Below are 16,564 nucleotides of genomic sequence, written 5' to 3' on the forward strand. Positions count from 1 at the left end.
CGCGAACCGGCTTGCGTCGAACTCGCTGTTGGAGGCCGTGGTCTACGCCGCGCGCATCGCCGACGACATCGCCGGCCGCACCACTCCCTCGCCCGCACGCCTTGCGGACGTGCCGACGCCGCGGGACGGCGCGCCGGATGCTGCGGCCGTGAAGCGGCTGCGGATGCTGATGAGCACGCATGTCGGCGTGATCCGCAATGGTAACGGGCTTGCGGACGCGGTTCGCAGCTTCGCCGCGCTCGAACGCGAAGCCACGAGCATCGCGGTCCGCAACATGGCAACGGCAGCCCTGCTCGTGGCGGCCTCGGCCTGGAACCGGCGCGAGAGCCGCGGCGCGCACTTCCGCTCCGACCATGCCGCGGACGTGCCCGCCCTCGCGCAACGCACGATGACGACGCTCGCAGCAGTGCGCGAGATCGCGGACAGCCTGAGCGAACGCCCGACACCGCGCACCGCGCAACCCATGATCGCCTGATGGAGTCTACCATGATCACCCTGAATTCTGTGCTCTATCCCGACGCCTTTGTCTCCCGCTCGCGATCGACGAGGCCGTGCTGCGCGCGCTCGATGAGGATCTCGGCCGCGCCGGCGACATCACCTCACTTGCGACGATCCCCGAAGCAACGAAGGCGCAAGCAATCCTGGTCGCGCGGCAGTCCGGCGTGATCGCCGGCTTGCCACTGGCGCTCGCCACCTTGCAAAAGCTTTCGCCCGACATCGAGATACGCGCACATGTTCGCGACGCCGCGCGCGTCGTCCCTGGACAGCAGGTGCTGACGATCTCGGGGCCGGCACGCGCCATCCTCACGGCGGAGCGGACCGCGCTGAATTTCGTCGGCCGCCTGTCGGGCGTTGCGACGCTCACGGCGGACTATGTCGCGCGCACCGAGGGCACCCGGATGAGAATCTGCTGCACGCGAAAGACCACGCCGGGGCTGCGCGCCTTGGAGAAATACGCGGTACGCTGCGGCGGCGGCTTCAATCACCGCTTCGGGCTCGACGACGCCATCCTAATCAAGGACAACCACATCGCGGTTGCCGGCGGCATCCGCCCCGTGCTGGAGCGCGCCCGCGCCCATGCCGGCCATCTCGTCAAGATCGAGATCGAGGTCGACACGCTGGCGCAGTTGCGCGAGGTGCTCGACACCGGCCTTGCCGACGCCGTGCTGCTCGACAACATGGACATTGCGACGCTGCGCGAAGCCGTCAGGCTCAACGAGGGACGCCTCAAGCTGGAGGCATCCGGCGGTGTCACCCTGGACTCGATCGCAGCCATCGCGGCGACCGGCGTCGACTACGCCTCAGCCGGCGCGCTGACGCATTCGGCACCGAATTTCGACTGTGCGCTGGATATCGAGGCCTGAGGAGGTCTTCTCCTTCTCCCCGTTCCTACGGGGCCGCAAAGAGATTTGCTCGCGCCGAGAGGACTGGGGTGAGGGGCATCTCTCCACGTATTCGACTGTCGAAAGACCTGTACCCCCTCGCCCGCATCGCAAGAGCGATCTTACGTCTCCCGCAAGCGGGGAGACGTAAGAAAGGTTACCGCCGTTCGCTCACGCCATCTCGGCCGAGCTCTTCGCTTCCTCGGCGAGTTCGGGGGGAGTGCGGCGGTCTGCGCGGGATGCCCAGTTTGGTTCCTCGCTGGCGTTGCCCCAGGCGCAAGGCCGGTAGAAGGTGTGGACGGCGCTCGTGTCATCTTCTTCATCTCGGCCACCCAGGACGGACGCACCCACTAGGCGTGCCTGCGTCGACTTGCCGACCTCGGGCCAGATCTGGTCACCAGCATCGCCTTCCAAAGTTTCTGGCGTGCTTCCGCCTACTTCAGCGGTTCGAGCGGCTGAATCGTTAGCGAGCGCGCAGCGTCGCGGGCCTGCGACCGATTGGGGATTGCGAGCGGCGGCGCGTGAACGGCTGAGGCGCCAGGCGGTGTGCTAGTAGGCGGTCTCTCCAGGCATCAATGCGAAGATGCAGAGACCAGTGCCGAAGGACGCGAACCGCGCGCCCTTCGGACGGGTACGCAAACACACAAGTCGCTACGCGCACGCTACGCTTACGCCAGAAAAATCGAACCGCAGTACATCCGTGCGATTCGAGTCTTCTCGTGAGTATCTAATTTAGGTTGCTGGGGCGGTAATCGGCGTTGCGCGTGCAGCGCACGCAAGCGAACACAGGTGGTTCCACGCAGTGACCGCGTGCACTGGTAAACGCCGCTCATGGAAACGATTAAACATCCGGTCAACGTGAGTGGTGAAGGACCCTTGCACGCCCGTGTCATAAGGGGATTCGCTGTGTTTCCCACTGTCTCACCATTGTGGTGCGGCCACTCCCTCGACCTCGCATCGGTGTTCGCCAGGAATTTATGAAGGGTACCCGGAAGCCCGATCGTGACCGGCAGGCCCTTCATGATCTCGAAGAAGCACCACGAAGTCGGCATGTGCCGCCGCGGGTCCGAAGCATCTATAGCTTGCCTGCTCAACCGTAAACTCGGTGTCCCGCATGTCGCGCTAGTGCTTCTCGAGCGGCGTGTGGATCCGCGTCAGCTCTTTCAATACCTGCGGCAGCGGCGATCCATCGACGCGTTGTGGGATCCCGTTTTCCGTGCTGCCTCACTGATGTTCTGCGGCGCACGAATGCTCGCCAATACGCTCTTTGCACGGAATTCACGTTGCTTGCGGCTCGCGCTCTACTGGATGCCCCACGCGCGATAGCGTCCCCGGCCAGTCGTCTCGCGAAGGTCGAGTTCGGCGACGAGGTTTTGGGCCGCACGGGCCGTGATCCCAAGCTCCGCCGCGATCATGCCGGCCGAGACGATCGGCCGGGTCAGCACGTAGTCGAGGAGCGCCGGCAGTTTCGAAGTGGCGCGCCGGCCGGCGAGTTTTCGGGCGAGGAGGTTTCTGGTCATCAGCCAGCGGTCGTGGTCCTTTAGGCCGGCCTCGGCGGCGGCCGTCATCGCCTCGAGCTGCACAACCAGCCGCGCTGCGACGTCGCGTGCCCGCCGACGCTCACGCGAGATGCTTTTCAGCCCTCCATGCAGGCACAACAGATAGCAGCGTGTCTTGCCGCGGTCGCGCAACACGCTAGCTGCGAGCAGGCACCCTAGCCAAGGCGTGTGCTCGAGCGGTTCAATCGCGTCCCAGGCATCCGCGGCGATTGCAGCCGCCAGAGTCGGTGGGAGCTTGCGGGTCTCATCGACGACGGCGCGCCAGTCGTCGAGGCGGCCGTCCTCGTCCCAGTCCGGATCGTAGACGAGCGAGTCCCGCTCTGGCCACGACCGAAGCTCGTCGGCGAGTCTGCGCTCCGCCTTGGCGTTGGCGGCGTCGACCGCGGCGAAGGCTGCGGCCAGATGGAGATCGGTGTTCATGACGCCAAGCGGTCCGTCGAAACCCACCGCGTCCCGCTCTGCGTCCTCGTTGAGCCCGAGACGTTCCTCGACCTCCTCTCGCTCGCGCCGGCCCCGAAGTTCAGCCAGTCCGGAAACCGACAGCGCCCAATTGGGCTTCGCGTCGGCAATGCGCCGACGGGCGCGCAGCACGGCGTGAGCCCGGGTCAGCTCGTGGGTGGGGGCGCGGACGTCCATGCCGGCGTCGTGGAGCACGAGGTCATCGAGGTGGACAAGTTCGCCGTCAAGCCACAGAGTGGCGCAAGCCTCGGCGAAGTGCATTCGGCTGATCGCACCGTCACGGATTGGGCTTTTGGCCAGTCGCTCGTCGAGGCGGGCGGCGGCATCCTCGGCCGCGGCAAGCGGCCCCGCGAGCTGAGCCCAAGGCAGCGGATCGGCGATTTTGTAGCCGGAAGACAAGGCCTTGATAACCTTAAGAGGAAACGGCGAAACGGAATCTAACACACCTTTATGTTCCGTCATAGCGAGGCCTGTTCCCGCTCCCCTCTCGCTATCGATAAGCACGCCTTATCGATAGGGTGCGGCCGCAGTGCGATCAGCACTCGCAGCGCTGCAAATCACCAGCGCCAAGCTTCAGATCAACCACAAATCGCCACTCGTGCCAACCCTGCCCTGTTCCGGACCAGCCGCTCCGGTGACTGTGCCCTCCCCGGCAAAGCAGGCGCCCTCGAAAATCAGGCTGCGCGGAATGCAAGGTGAAGCGTAGGTAAAACAGGTCCGGAAATTGACGCCCGCCGGACCGCCCTTAACCAAAGCGAGAACGGCGTCGAGCGAGCCGTGCGGTCTCAGGCTGCACCGGGACTGCGGCAATGAGGATCAGGCTACCTAATCTTCGAGCGCCTCCGCGGTGGCGCTGACCGAAAGATTTGTGCTGGCGCCACGGCAACCGCCCTCCCCACGGCCTGCGGCGACGTCAGACGCGTTCCGATTTCCTGCAGGCGAGCCAATAGCTCGCGTGCCTCGTCTCAGTCGCTGATGAGCGCGATGAAGGGCGATGCGCCGATGAATCTCCTCATACGGGCCGTCGCCGAATCCTTTTGGTGGGCCGTCCGCCGCGGAGTTGCCCTCTTTGGAGCATATCCGGGCAGAACTGGACGCCGCGGTCGAGGAAAAACGACCTCGGCTATCGAGCTCATGAGCGCGTGCCGGTGCACTGTTCTGAGGCGGACCTTTTTCCAACACCGTCACTTTCCGCGCCATCGCTTCGGTCTGCGGATTCTCGATGTGCAAGGCGATGGCATGCTCCTCTAGACGCCACCTCCGGTCATTCGATACACGGAATACGGGAGCAGGTCGCTGTTAGTAGGACCGCCAAGGTCGCTGGCTTTCCAGTGACGGGCGGCCTCAGGTCGACGTGCGGCTCTTTGTGGTGCTGACTGGAACTTTATGGTTAACGGCCGATAAACGCCTTCCCTATTCCGCGATCCTTTCCGCTCCCCCTACCCTGCCCTTTCCGTCTCTGACACGAGGCGCGCTTTGTTTCCATTGTTGCCGACCTAGCTGACCTCGATCCGTCCCGGACGACCACAACCTCGTCGATGCCCTCGCCCGCGCCTGCGTGGTTTCAAGACAACCGGTCCGAGACCTGCTCGGGCAAACCCTCGGCGTGGTGCGACCTGGATGGTGGCGGAAGGCACCAAGGAACAGCGTAAACTGGAACCCTCCGCCGACTACATCCGCATTCGCCCTCGGCTGCGAGCGGGAAATGGGCTGCACCGTCGCATATCCGCATTGTGGCCCGTTCCGCGAAGATGAAGAGATGCCGTTCCTTCCGAACTGGATTGGCCGAGACCGGCATCGTCGACACTGATCGCCCGTCCGGCTCCGGTCTACCTCTTGCCGGTCGCGCCGCCATCCCTGCTGCTTTCTTAGTCCCGCCAGTCGCGTGGAGCGTGGGACCTAGCAACCCGGGATGGCACGGCGGATGATCCGCATAGGACACCCGCGAGGGATAACAGGTCCTCAACCCCGTGCCTAAGCTCGAACGCCTGCCGCGCGAGGTCCACTGCTTCCGCGGTGTTGTGCCGCTTGGGAGCCGACCGTCCGCCAAAGCCCTTGATCGTCACGGTATGCGGGCTGACGTCGCGGTCGTGCTGTGCGAGCGCGACATGTTCGCAGCCGATGATCATGCGGCTTCGAGGGTGGAACGGCGGCTGGGAGCGCGCCGGCTTTAGCGGTGAAAGAGGGCACTTTCCCTCGCTGCAGCGCTCGCCGAGTCGGCTCGCCATTCCAAGCCAGCACGCGACGAATCGGTGCAAACGCAAGCGCCCGCATCTGGTGATGCGCTGGACGACTTGCTCGTGACGGGTCGCGGGACTCTCGACCTGCCATCCCCCGCGTCTGCACGGTCTCGGCGCGGGCGCCGCGCAGCGGATGTTGCGGTTGCGGCTGAGCGGAGCGCGCCAGGGCTCAACGCTGAATTTTGATCCGAATGGGACGGTGGTAGGGTTCGAGCGCGAGTCGATTGCGGGAACTGCGTCGGGACGACTGGAGAAAGTTGACCGCGGTCAACTCATGTTCGAGCGGCGCCTTAGGAACCGCAGCAGTCTCGTATGCCGAGAGTTGACCGCGGTCAACTTTGGACCAGCATGGGCCGGTTTGGACCGTTAAGGATTGGTTTACCCTTTAACTGTTGCGAGACTGGCCAGAATCGGGCGTAATAGCCACGCTTTGCGCATGCCGTGTACCCGAAATTCGTAACTACGCGAGAAAGCCGTGGCCCTGAACGACCAACAAGCGATGGCGTCAATCACGCCTGGCGCGCCGCAGGCGATCCACGACACGATCGCGGCAGACGCGCGGGAACTGTCGGCGAAGCTGCACGCCCACCGAACGAAGCTGTTCCCGCCAAAAGCACGCAAGCATCTGCGCCGCTTTACATCTGGCGAAGTCGCTAAGCTCGTCGGCATTAATGACGGCTATCTCCGCCAATTGTCGCTGGAGGGCAGGGGCCCTCAGCCGGACACCAGCCCATCGGGTCGAAGGTCGTACACATTCGACGATATTCAAAGTCTTCGTGCTTATCTGGATGAATCCGGCAAGGGTGCGCGCCGATACCGACCGTATCGTGTCGCGGGCGAACAGTTGCAAGTCATTGGCGTCGTTAATTTCAAGGGAGGGTCGGGGAAGACCACCACGGCTGCGCATCTCGCCCAACATCTCACGCTGCAGGGCTATCGGGTGCTCGCGATCGATCTGGATCCGCAGGCCTCGCTCTCTGCGCTGCACGGCTATCAGCCAGAGTTTGATGTCGAGGAAAACGGAACTCTGTACGGCGCCATCCGCTACGACGACGCGCGTCGCGAACTGAATGAGATCATTCGGCAGACTTACTTTTCGGGGCTCGACATCATTCCCGGCAACATCGAACTGATGGAATTCGAACATGAAACCCCGAAAGCGCTAGCTGCGCGCCAGTCGGGTGACCCGCTGTTCTTCGCCCGCGTTGCCCGTGCCCTCGCCACGGTCCAGGACCGCTACGATATTGTCGTGATCGATTGTCCGCCTCAACTCGGATTTCTCACGCTTTCTGCGCTCTGCGCAGCAACGGCAATTCTGATCCCTGTGCATCCGCAAATGCTCGATGTCATGTCGATGTGCCAATTTCTAATCATGACATCCGACCTCCTTGCCGTCGTGGCCAAAGCAGGCGGCAACATGAATTACGATTGGATGCGCTATCTCGTCACGCGTTATGAGCCCGGCGATGGACCGCAGGCCCAAATGGTCGGCTTCATGCGCTCGCTGTTTGGCGACCGCATGGTCACGAACATGATGCTGAAAAGTACGGCGATCTCGGACGCCGGCATCACGAAGCAAACGCTCTATGAGGTCAGCCGCGATCAGTTCACACGGGCTACCTACGACCGCGCCATGGAATCGCTGGACAGCGTCAATGGTGAAATCCAAAGCCTCATCCAGGCTGCGTGGGGGAGGGCCTAATGGGTCGAAAAAACCTGCTTGCGGACCTCATTGATGACAAGTTGACCGCGGTCAACGAACCCTCGTCAGGTGAGCCCAGCGACAATCGCAGACCAACCCAGCCAACACTCGGGTCGCGTGGGGCTGTCGGCGCTATGAGCCGCTCGCTTGAGATGTTGTCCGCGGAGCGCGACGCCGCCAAGGCCTTGACCGAGCAACTCACCACCGGTCAAACCGTCGTCGAGATCGCCCCAGATTTGATCGACGCCTCGATCGTTCCCGATCGTATGACGAGCGTGGACGAGAAGCACTCTGCCCTCGTTGAATCGATCCGCGCCAATGGGCAGTTGGTTCCCATCCTCCTTCGCCCGCATCCTTCCAGCCCGGGCCGGTTTCAGATTGCCTATGGCCATCGTCGCGTTCGTGCGCTCGCCGAACTTGGCCGCCCTGCGCGGGCCGTGGTCCGCGATCTTAGCGACGAAGACCTGGTGGTGGCACAAGGCAAGGAGAATGGTGAGCGGGAGGATCTGTCCTTTATTGAGCGGGCAACTTACGCCGCCGCGCTCGAGGATCGTGGATTCAAGCGCGAGATCATCATGGCGGCGCTCAGCGTCGACAAGACGGAGCTCTCCCGCCTCATCACGGTCGCGCGGGCCCTTCCCCGGAGCCTACTCGATGCAATCGGACCAGCGCCAAAAACGGGCCGCCGGCGTTGGATGGAGTTGGCGGAGCGGCTTGTAGGCCGCCACGACCAAAAGGTATTGGCCGACAGCGTTGCCAGCGATCGGTTTGAGCGCGCTACTTCCGATGAACGGTTCGCGATTACTTTCGCCGCGCTGGCGCCCCGCAAGCCCAAAGTTACACGGCCGACAACCTGGGCGGACGACGGAGGCAAAAAGATCGTGAAGATTGAACGTCGCGCAGATCGCATCACGCTAGCTGTAGATGAAAAGGCCGCGCCTGCGTTTGGAGACTTTGTGATTTCGCGGCTGCCGGAACTCTACCGGGCATTTCTCGATGGAGGCACCGATGAGTGACATCGGGCGTCTTGCCGCTTTGGATATGGCGCTGCCTGGACCTCACACGGTCGGGCGGCGCGATGCGTACCCGCGTTTCCGTCCTCTCACCGTAGGAGCATAGCGGAAAAGAAAAAAGGCCCCCGGAACGTCTCCGTCCGAAAGCCTTCTCTCGTCACGTTTGGCGACTGACAGAGAATCACTTTCACGAATCGCAGTCAAGCGTCTTTAGCGACGGCACCGTTTTGGTGAGCGGATTTTCTTTGCCCGCATGAGGCAAAGACATGCAGTCACACTCCCCAACGACGCCCTTTGGGCGGCGATCGCTGACGCTTGCCCATGTGGCAAGCCAGATGGTCGCAACCGAACGTCCGCCCGAAAAGATCGTCCATAAGTGGAAGATCTTCCACGCCATCTGCACGGCACGGCCGCGCCTTGGCGTGTCGGAGCGCTCGCTCTCGGTCTTGAACGCGCTCTTAACGTTCCATCCCGAGACCGCACTGACGGGGGCAGGCGATCTGATTGTCTTCCCGTCCAATCATCAACTCAGTCGGCGGGCGCACGGCATGCCAGCGTCAACGCTGCGACGTCACCTCTCCGTGCTGGTCGACGCGGGCCTGATCGTTCGGCGCGACAGTCCCAATGGCAAGCGGTATGCGCGGAAGGACAATGCCGGCGACATCGAGCTCGCCTTCGGCTTCGATCTGTCGCCGCTGGTCGTGCGCTCGGAGGAGTTCGAGAGCCTGGCGGCCGATATCGAAGGCGAGGCCCGCGCACTCAAGCTCGTACGAGAGCGCATCACGCTGTGCCGGCGCGACATAGCGAAGATGATTGCAACTGGCATCGAGGAAGCCGTTCCGACGCGAAGGGGAGGGCAGGGGCCTGCCGATTGGCAGGTTGTGCACGCTGCCTTCCGCGCGATCGTCGATCAGATTCCGCGCACGGCTACGCGCCAGGAGCTCGAGCCGATCGCCGACGAGTTGTCTCAGCTTGCCGATGACGTGCTCAATCTTCTGGAAGAACACATCAAATCCAAGAATCCGGGCGCCAATGAGTCCCACTCTGAGCGCCACATACAGACTTCAAATCCAGATACCCCGATTGATCTTGAACCTGTCTTCCGAGAAGGCAGGGCGGCGGGAGCTGAGCCCAAACCTCAACCGTCGCGAGTCGGGGAGGGGGCTTATCCGTTGGGAATGGTCCTGAGTGCGTGTCCAGACATCGCCGATTATGCGAAGGGTGGGGTTTCGAACTGGCGCGATTTCCTCGCTACCGCGGCCGTTGTGCGATCGATGCTGGGGATCAGTCCGAGCGCCTGGGAGGAGGCTCAAAAGGTTATGGGCCAGGTGCCCGCGGCCATCGTCGTCGCGTGTATCCTGCAGCGCGGGACGGCGATCAATTCCGCCGGCGGTTATCTGCGCGGTCTGACGCGAAAAGCCGAGGTCGGCGAGTTTTCGCTTGGCCCGATCCTGATGGCGCAGATCAATTCTCGCCGGCGAGACAAGCAGCGGGCGTGAGGCGATGAGGCGCCGCCCAAACCTTACGTTTGTCGTGGATCGAAGAGGCCAGTCCAACCGGCTGCGGCGGTGTCGACGCAAGGCTGTCCGCAGAGATCGTCATGGCAGAAACTCCCCCCAGTTCCTCACTCTGTTTTTCCAGCCCCGTCATGGAGGCGCCGCTGAGCAGCGGATAGAGCTGGTGCGGTTCGCGGATGGGGGCCGAGCCCTGGGGACGCTAATCCCGTTGGATGGGAGATGGTCGAGCACGCCGTTCTGGGACAACAGACATTCGCGTCTGGTGCAACTTAGACGATCGCCTCCAACCGCAGCCGAGCAGCGACAGTCTTTTGAGGAGCTTCTGGAGAGAGGCCAATGAAGAGACGAGATCGGTGCCCCGATCGACGGACCGTTCCGCTCGGTGCGAGTGGGTGCGGTTTTCCTTCGACGGGCGGCAGTCAGGCCGGCAACGTTCTCAACCTCCTCCGGAGCACCAGTAATATCGATCTACGTACAGCCTCGCAGAAGATCTAAGGCGAGGCGAGTACCTGTCTATCTTAAGCGGGACGATGCGACGCCTCAAGGAACGCACTTCCTCTCCATCGGATAGGGCGGGATTGACCAGCAGCATCGTGCTTGGAATGACAGCCCTTTTTCAAATGGACATGTTCGAGGGAGGAGTGATCGATGCTGCGCCGCTGCACCAGGGCGCTGACCTCTTCCTGCCGCTGCTGGAGAAGTGGACAGCCATGGAAGACTATGAACCGGTCGACGGGCTAAACTTGGCCGAGGGATTGGCGCGATTTGGATCCCAGGACGCGTTGTCGGCGATCGAGCGGAGATTGAAGCAGGTGCTTGGTTCGAACGATATCGATCTTCTAGATTCTGACACGGCAGCACACGTTGGGCATGCACTGACGACATTGCGTGAAAGACAGCATCTTCTGCCGCTTTCATTTCTCGAGAGAGTGGTCGTCCGATGGTCCTACAACGTGGCATCCGGAGCCGTCTCTATGATCGCCGCGCACGGCACGCAAACCGCGCTAGATGTATTGCTGGAAATCTACACGGGTGCCACCATCTCGCTCAAGGGAGCGGTTATGGATTCGTTAGAAACGCTGGCGGGCCGGTTGGGCCTACGAGATCGGCTGACAAGCAAGGGCAGACTCTGGAACAATTGTAAGTAGCGCGAAATCGAATATACTACTAGGAAGTGGGATGAACCTCCGCGTTAGTGGGCGCCACAACGCGGTACGTTCGATCTTGATCCGAAGACCCCTTGTGGTCTACTGTCCTTAGTCCTAGGACAGCGGACGAGAAAGAATCCGTATGAAAAGCCAAGACGTTGTTATATTGCTGAAGCTCGTGAGCCTTGAGCAGGCCAAAAATGAGGGCGACCCGCATCTTGGGGAGGCTGCGCATAACGATGACCCGTACTCAGTACGCAGCCTGGAATCAGCCCTTGGTATCAGCAAGTCAGAGGTCAATGCGTCGATTAACCGGAGCGTTTCGTCGGGCCTTGCGGTCAAAGATCGGGAAACCGGCCAGGCAAAGCCCAACCGCCGCGATCTCTATAATTTCGTGGTGCACGGATTGAAGTTCGTTTTCCCGGCTAAACCGGGTGCGATGACCCGGGGCATCCCCACCGCCTTTGCGGCCGCCCCGCTTAAAAATCTTCTGATCAGCGCAGGAGAGTACATTTACGTCTGGCCGTACGCCAAAGGCAAAGACATGGGGCAGGCGGTAGACCCGCTGTTTAAAAGCGTACCCCAGGCCATTCAAAAAGACGATCGCCTGTACGAGTATCTGGCCCTTATCGATGGTGTCAGGCTTGGACATCAAAGGGAGGCTGGGCTCGCGGCCGAGCGTTTATCGGAAAGGCTTCTCAGAAAATGACCACCGTTAAAGGCCAATTGCTTCATATGTTGCAAACGGTCGCGCAGTCTTTGGGGGATGAACTGCGCGAGCGGCTGGTGTTTGTTGGCGGTTGCACAACAGCCCTTTTCATTACGGACGAGATCGAGCTCGAAGCCGTCCGGGCAACCGATGACGTGGATCTGATCGTTGATCTCGTCGGACATGCGCAATGGGCTCAACTGCAAGACGAGTAGCGTCAGAAGGGGTTCGTGGAATCTCCGGAAGACGAGGTCATTTGCCGTATGCGGCTCGGCGACCTCAAAGTCGATTTCATGCCGGATGATGAAAGTATTCTCGGCTTTAGCAATCGCTGGTACGCCAAACGCATCGAGACGGCGGTCACGTGTCACCTGAACGAGACATTGAACATCAAGCGCCTCACGCCGGAGCTGTTCGTGGCGACAAAGTTGGAAGCATATCTCGGCCGCGGCAGCGACGATCTCCTAGGCAGCCGTGACATCGAGGACATCCTTCTCGTCGTTGACGGCGAGAGGAACTCGTGGCTGAAATCCAAACGCAGACGATGATGTTCGCTGCTACATTGCAGAGAAGTTCAAAGCGCTCTTAGGTCATGAGGATTTTGACCATTTTCTCGACGTCAATATCAAGGGACCTGAAGGCCGGGTCGTTGTACGAGAGCGCTTTGTCGCCATAAGCCAGAGCGATGCTGCCGAGCGAGAGGGGAATGGAGATCAATCGGCGCAGTGAGCAATGAAAGAGGACGCGCGATAACCGGGATTGCGGGGGAGTCGGAGTGCGCGCCGATGCCGTGTTATGTCTCCTTCTCGACGGTTCAACCTCTGCCCCAACAAGCGGTGACCTCCCCCGCCAGATTATCCGCGATGTCGTAGACTGGTACGTCGCCACAGACGAAGCCGCAATGGCAGAAAACCTCAGCCGGCAATTGCGCCGCACTCATCGCAGTTTATCTCGGCGATTTCCGCGGGACAGCGTGAGCTACGTGCTCGCCCAACGTGGTGAACCAACGCCTGCGACTCGCCTCGGTTTCGCGCGCGCTGCTCGAGGTCTATGCCGACGAGGGCATGTCGCTCGAGCAGTTGATGGCCTTCGCCGTCACCGCGGATCACAGCCGCCAGGAGCAGGTCTGGCAGACCATCTCCGGCTCTTGGTAGAAAGAGCCTTATCAGATCCGCCGCATGCTGACGGAGAAGTCGGTGCGCGCCTCCGACCGTCGCGCCATGTTTGTTGGCCTAGATGCCAACGAGGCGGCCGGTGGCGTGGTGCTGCGCAACCCGTTCCAGTCCGACGACGGCGGCTGGCTCGAGGACGTCGCTCTGCTCGACGGTCTGGTCGCTGAGAAGCGAAAGGCAGAGGCGGAAACGATCGCCGCCGAAGGCTGGAAGTGGATCGAACTCCCAGGGTGCGAAGCTCATCGGCCAGTACGACAGCTCAGCGCTTTGTCGCTGGGTGGCATCCGACCGCTCGCCTGGACCTGCGCAGCAACACGCGCTTAGCCCTACGTATCTTGCGGCCGAGAAGTCGATTGGATGACTCCAGTTCTCATGTGATCCATCGTGAAATCCGAACCTGCCATCGGATTACTTGATCTCCGTCACCAGACGATTGCGTCCCAACGATACTGCGTCGGCCGCACAAATCTGACCTCCAGTGGATAGGGACAATGACACTCTCAGAAACGAACTTTCGCTTACTTCGAACAATCAAGCATGTTGTTTTGACTCTTGCGTCGGCGTCTCTCGCGTCGAGTGGGGCACAAGCTGCTGACCTGCCAGTCAAAGCCAGAGCAGTGGAGTACGTGAAGGTTTGCTCACTGTACGGCGCTGGCTTCTACTACATCCCTGGCTCGGACACTTGCATCAAGCTTGGCGGATATCTGCGCACTGACGTTGTCGCGAATAGCAACAGCGATTTTGACCCGGCCGCCAATGGCGTAGCGGGAGCACGCAACCGTCTAGGCAATAGCTACACTTGGCGCGCTCGTGAAGGACTGAGCATCGACACGCGCACCGCGACTGAGTACGGCCTCGTTCGCACCTATTTCTCGGGCGTGTTCACCTGGACGTCAGGCGGCTATACTGGCGCCGGCACGAGCGCCGTCAATGGGGCGACCGCTTACACAACGTCGACAGCTTCACAGGTCGCTGGTGGTTCGCTCGGCGTCTACTCCGCCTTCATTCAGTTCGCAGGCTTTACGATGGGTAAGGCCGTCTCACAGTTCTCGGCGCCCTGGACCAACTATCCAGGCAACGAGTTCGATGATCTTCCGGGCGGCGGCGGATGGGTCACCGGCGTGAACCAGTTCACCTATACCACTGACTTCGGACAAGGCATCACGGCCGCTTTCTCAGCCCAGGATCAGGTCGCCTACGGCACGACCAATATCTGGAATGTAAGCGGAGCAACGGCGGCCGCTCTCGCCACCGGTGCGTACGGTACTAACAACATCGGCGGTTCATCGTCTCCAGACCTCATCGCGATGGTTCGTATTGACCAGGCGTGGGGTCTCTTCCAGGCGTCGTTGGCGGCGCACGACAACCATGCTGGGTACTACGGTGGCGACGAAGCGACCGGGCATCCGGACGACAAGTGGGGCTGGGCTGCTGCTTTGGCCTTGTCAATCAAGAACATCCCGACCGGAGCCGGTGACACGATCAACGTGTCAGGCGCTTATACCAACGGCGCGACCCGCTACAACTTCAACGATTTGATGCCAACCACCTACGCGATGTACGGCGGCACGGGGCTGGCAGGTGCTTATCAGAGCGTCGGCCTGGCGGGCTTGTCTGACTCCGTGTTCGTTGCCGGTGCGGGCCAGGAGCTAACCAAGACGTACGGCTTCCATGCTGGTTACACCCACAACTGGGATCCTCATTGGAATAGTGCCATCTACGGCGGCTGGGGCGCCGTTCGGTATAACAGCGCAGCGAAGGGCTACATCTGCGGTGCATTCGTAGCCAACCTTGCGCTGTCGAGCGCCAATGCTGGCTGTAATCCTGATTTCAACTATGGGGTTGTTGGCGTCGTCACGCGCTGGACACCGGTCAAGAACCTGACCTTCACGGCAGATCTCGCCTACACCATGCTCGACCAAAAGTACGCGAGCGGAAGTACAGTGACACTGCCTGTGCAGTCTGCGGTCGCCAAGCCGGCGGCTCTTTACGAATTGAAAGATCAGAGCACGCTGACCCTGCTCTTGCGGGCTCAGCGGAACTGGTGAGGCTCTGTCTAAACCAGCGGAAGGAGAAAAGGCTCAAAGAACGAAGTTAACCTCCAAGGAGGCCTCCGGCATGCCCGCCGGGGGCCTTCTGCAATTAGTATCTAAATCAGAGCTGAGCATACGGCGGCTTTCAAACGGCGTTGAAGGACCGTTTTGGGCCGAGCTTCGTCGTTGTAGGCTTTGCTCTCACGTTTAAAACACGGGTGCTAGGTGAGATCTTCAGCAAGCTGGAATGCTGCTACGACAATCTTATGCCGTCTCCGCAAGGGCGGTCTTCTTACAAAGACGAACGAGCCACCGGCAAAAAGCGCGAGACATTTCGGGATTATCGCCTCGGTCGACAGCATAGGCGCGATACTGCATGCCGCTCGGAGTGCGCGATCGTGGAATCACATTGAGAGCTCCACCACGTACCAGGTCACTTACAATGATTTCGGGCGCGACGAGAAGACATTTGCCCGTCATCACCGCCGGCAGGGCCAGGTAATTGTGATCATATCGCGCTCCCGATTTTATATCCTTTGGGGTCAGGTTCATGGCCCGCAGCCATGTCGGCATTATGTCAGGCCGGGATGTGATGTTCAGGATGGGTACTGTGCGAACAACCGGGAGGCTCTTGCCATCGACGTGATTTGGTGAGCCCACACATACGAGTTGCTCGTTGTAGATTTCCCAATCATCTGCCGGCTCGATGACGGAAAGATCCCGTGTGATCAAAATGTCGTAATCGTCGGACGACGTCGGTTGCGAAAGTGAGCTAATCACATCCACAACTACACCGCCCATTTCATTAGAAAAAGCTTGGAGATTTGGAATCAGAAAGGCGTAAGCGAAAGTCGAGAGTGACGTGCGGACTACAATCCGATTGGTGTCTCGACGATTCCGTCGGCGCATTCTCTTAGCGGTGAAGCAAACGGTATCTAGCGGTTCTGCAACCGTGTTCGCAAAAAGCCGTCCGAATTCCGTCAATTCGCTACGCCGGCCGCGACGCTGCATGAGGTCACTGCCCAGATACTCCTGCAGCACGGCGAGGTAGCGGCTGACCGAACTCTGGGTCATTCTCAAGGCGCTAGCCGCGCGGGTTACGCTTCCCTCGCGCGCAATTGTGACGAATACCCGGATCGCATTGAGTGGCACTTCATCCGTTTCGGTAGCCATTTTGTGCTCCGGAATTTCGGGCATGCCCGTCAGTTCTCGCAGGAGGGCATTGCCAGAAACCAATAGTCCATCACATTATTCGATGATCGTAGCCGGGTTACTAGGGTCTGTACCTAATTAGCGAGTTCTGATTCCCTGGTGCCAAGTTGATTCGGCACGGGGGACTTCGATGCGCAAAGGACTGTTCTGGCTCAACGACAAGCAGTGGGCTCAGATAGAGCCGCATCTGCCAACAAACCAGACCGGCCCGGCGCGCGAAGACGATCGACGCATTATCAGCGGTATCATTCACATGCTCCAGTGCGGCGCACGCTGGCGCGATTGCCCGTCCGACTATGGCCCTTACACGACGATCTACAATCGGTTCAATCGCTGGGCTAAGCGCGGACATTGGCAGGCGATCTTTGAAGCGCTCGCCCGCTGCGGCAAGGACCGAGTGGCTTTGTCGATCGACCTC

General features: G+C 60.9%; 11 protein-coding genes and 3 pseudogenes. 12 read left to right on the forward strand and 2 right to left on the reverse strand.

The genetic code is table 11. The features are described from left to right. A pseudogene (locus IVB36_RS25405) lies at positions 1-475 on the forward strand (L-aspartate oxidase); the annotation flags it as partial. A gap of 11 nt (positions 476-486) precedes the next feature. After that, positions 487-1,364: pseudogene (nadC, locus tag IVB36_RS25410) on the forward strand (carboxylating nicotinate-nucleotide diphosphorylase). A gap of 1,319 nt (positions 1,365-2,683) precedes the next feature. Here the strand turns inward: nadC and IVB36_RS25415 are convergent. Next, complete coding sequence (locus IVB36_RS25415) at positions 2,684-3,862, reverse strand: RHE_PE00001 family protein (RefSeq protein WP_247393326.1); 1,179 nt, start codon at positions 3,860-3,862, stop codon at positions 2,684-2,686. A gap of 2,277 nt (positions 3,863-6,139) precedes the next feature. Here IVB36_RS25415 and repA point away from each other — a divergent pair. From repA to IVB36_RS25460, 9 genes and pseudogenes are all read left to right on the forward strand, one after another. Then, entirely contained in the window at positions 6,140-7,342 is a 1,203-nt protein-coding gene (gene repA, locus IVB36_RS25420) for a plasmid partitioning protein RepA (protein WP_247393335.1), read from the forward strand. Further along, positions 7,342-8,358: a plasmid partitioning protein RepB gene (repB, locus tag IVB36_RS25425; RefSeq protein WP_247393298.1), complete on the forward strand. Its 1,017-nt coding sequence runs from the start codon at positions 7,342-7,344 to the stop codon at positions 8,356-8,358. The genes repA and repB overlap by 1 nt, the downstream gene beginning before the upstream one ends. A 263-nt stretch (positions 8,359-8,621) precedes the next feature. After that, positions 8,622-9,854 (forward strand): plasmid replication protein RepC, encoded by a 1,233-nt coding sequence (gene repC, locus IVB36_RS25430; protein ID WP_247393300.1) that lies wholly within the window; start codon positions 8,622-8,624, stop codon positions 9,852-9,854. Between the two features lie 596 nt (positions 9,855-10,450). Beyond that, the gene (locus IVB36_RS25435; protein WP_247393303.1) at positions 10,451-11,020 is read left to right on the forward strand and encodes a hypothetical protein; all 570 of its coding nucleotides are present in this window, start codon (positions 10,451-10,453) and stop codon (positions 11,018-11,020) included. A 142-nt stretch (positions 11,021-11,162) separates the two neighbouring features. Next, positions 11,163-11,729 (forward strand): hypothetical protein, encoded by a 567-nt coding sequence (locus tag IVB36_RS25440; protein ID WP_247393312.1) that lies wholly within the window; start codon positions 11,163-11,165, stop codon positions 11,727-11,729. Further along, a complete protein-coding gene (locus IVB36_RS25445) occupies positions 11,726-11,944 on the forward strand; it encodes a hypothetical protein (RefSeq protein ID WP_245288526.1) in 219 nt (72 codons plus the stop codon). The genes IVB36_RS25440 and IVB36_RS25445 overlap by 4 nt, the downstream gene beginning before the upstream one ends. Positions 11,945-11,992: 48 nt before the next feature. Beyond that, positions 11,993-12,277, forward strand: coding sequence for a hypothetical protein (locus IVB36_RS25450; RefSeq protein WP_247393313.1), 285 nt, complete (start codon positions 11,993-11,995; stop codon positions 12,275-12,277). A 447-nt stretch (positions 12,278-12,724) separates the two neighbouring features. Then, a pseudogene (locus tag IVB36_RS25455) lies at positions 12,725-13,126 on the forward strand (DNA-binding protein); the annotation flags it as partial. 266 nt (positions 13,127-13,392) lie between these two features. After that, positions 13,393-14,949, forward strand: coding sequence for a porin (locus IVB36_RS25460; protein ID WP_247393323.1), 1,557 nt, complete (start codon positions 13,393-13,395; stop codon positions 14,947-14,949). 249 nt (positions 14,950-15,198) lie between these two features. On the opposite strand, the gene IVB36_RS25465 is transcribed toward IVB36_RS25460, so the two are convergent. Continuing rightward, complete coding sequence (locus IVB36_RS25465) at positions 15,199-16,107, reverse strand: LysR family transcriptional regulator (protein WP_247282215.1); 909 nt, start codon at positions 16,105-16,107, stop codon at positions 15,199-15,201. Between the two features lie 169 nt (positions 16,108-16,276). On the opposite strand from IVB36_RS25465, the gene IVB36_RS25470 reads away from it, so the two are divergent. Continuing rightward, positions 16,277-16,564: transposase (locus tag IVB36_RS25470; RefSeq protein ID WP_247393324.1), on the forward strand; the 288-nt coding region annotated here is incomplete at its 3' end.

Origin of the sequence: Bradyrhizobium sp. 35 (assembly GCF_023073215.1) — a bacterium.
GTDB classification, from domain to species: domain Bacteria; phylum Pseudomonadota; class Alphaproteobacteria; order Rhizobiales; family Xanthobacteraceae; genus Bradyrhizobium; species Bradyrhizobium canariense_D.

Excerpts from the sequence above, each read along its gene's own strand:
- IVB36_RS25450 (WP_247393313.1), top strand. The coding sequence starts at position 11,993 with ATGCGGCTCGGCGACCTCAAAGTCGATTTCATGCCGGATGATGAAAGT.
- repB (WP_247393298.1), top strand. The coding sequence starts at position 7,342 with ATGGGTCGAAAAAACCTGCTTGCGGACCTCATTGATGACAAGTTGACC.
- repC (WP_247393300.1), top strand. The coding sequence starts at position 8,622 with ATGCAGTCACACTCCCCAACGACGCCCTTTGGGCGGCGATCGCTGACG.
- IVB36_RS25460 (WP_247393323.1), top strand. The coding sequence starts at position 13,393 with ATGACACTCTCAGAAACGAACTTTCGCTTACTTCGAACAATCAAGCAT.
- IVB36_RS25465 (WP_247282215.1), bottom strand. The coding sequence starts at position 16,107 with ATGGCTACCGAAACGGATGAAGTGCCACTCAATGCGATCCGGGTATTC.
- IVB36_RS25445 (WP_245288526.1), top strand. The coding sequence starts at position 11,726 with ATGACCACCGTTAAAGGCCAATTGCTTCATATGTTGCAAACGGTCGCG.
- repA (WP_247393335.1), top strand. The coding sequence starts at position 6,140 with ATGGCGTCAATCACGCCTGGCGCGCCGCAGGCGATCCACGACACGATC.
- IVB36_RS25415 (WP_247393326.1), bottom strand. The coding sequence starts at position 3,862 with ATGACGGAACATAAAGGTGTGTTAGATTCCGTTTCGCCGTTTCCTCTT.
- IVB36_RS25440 (WP_247393312.1), top strand. The coding sequence starts at position 11,163 with ATGAAAAGCCAAGACGTTGTTATATTGCTGAAGCTCGTGAGCCTTGAG.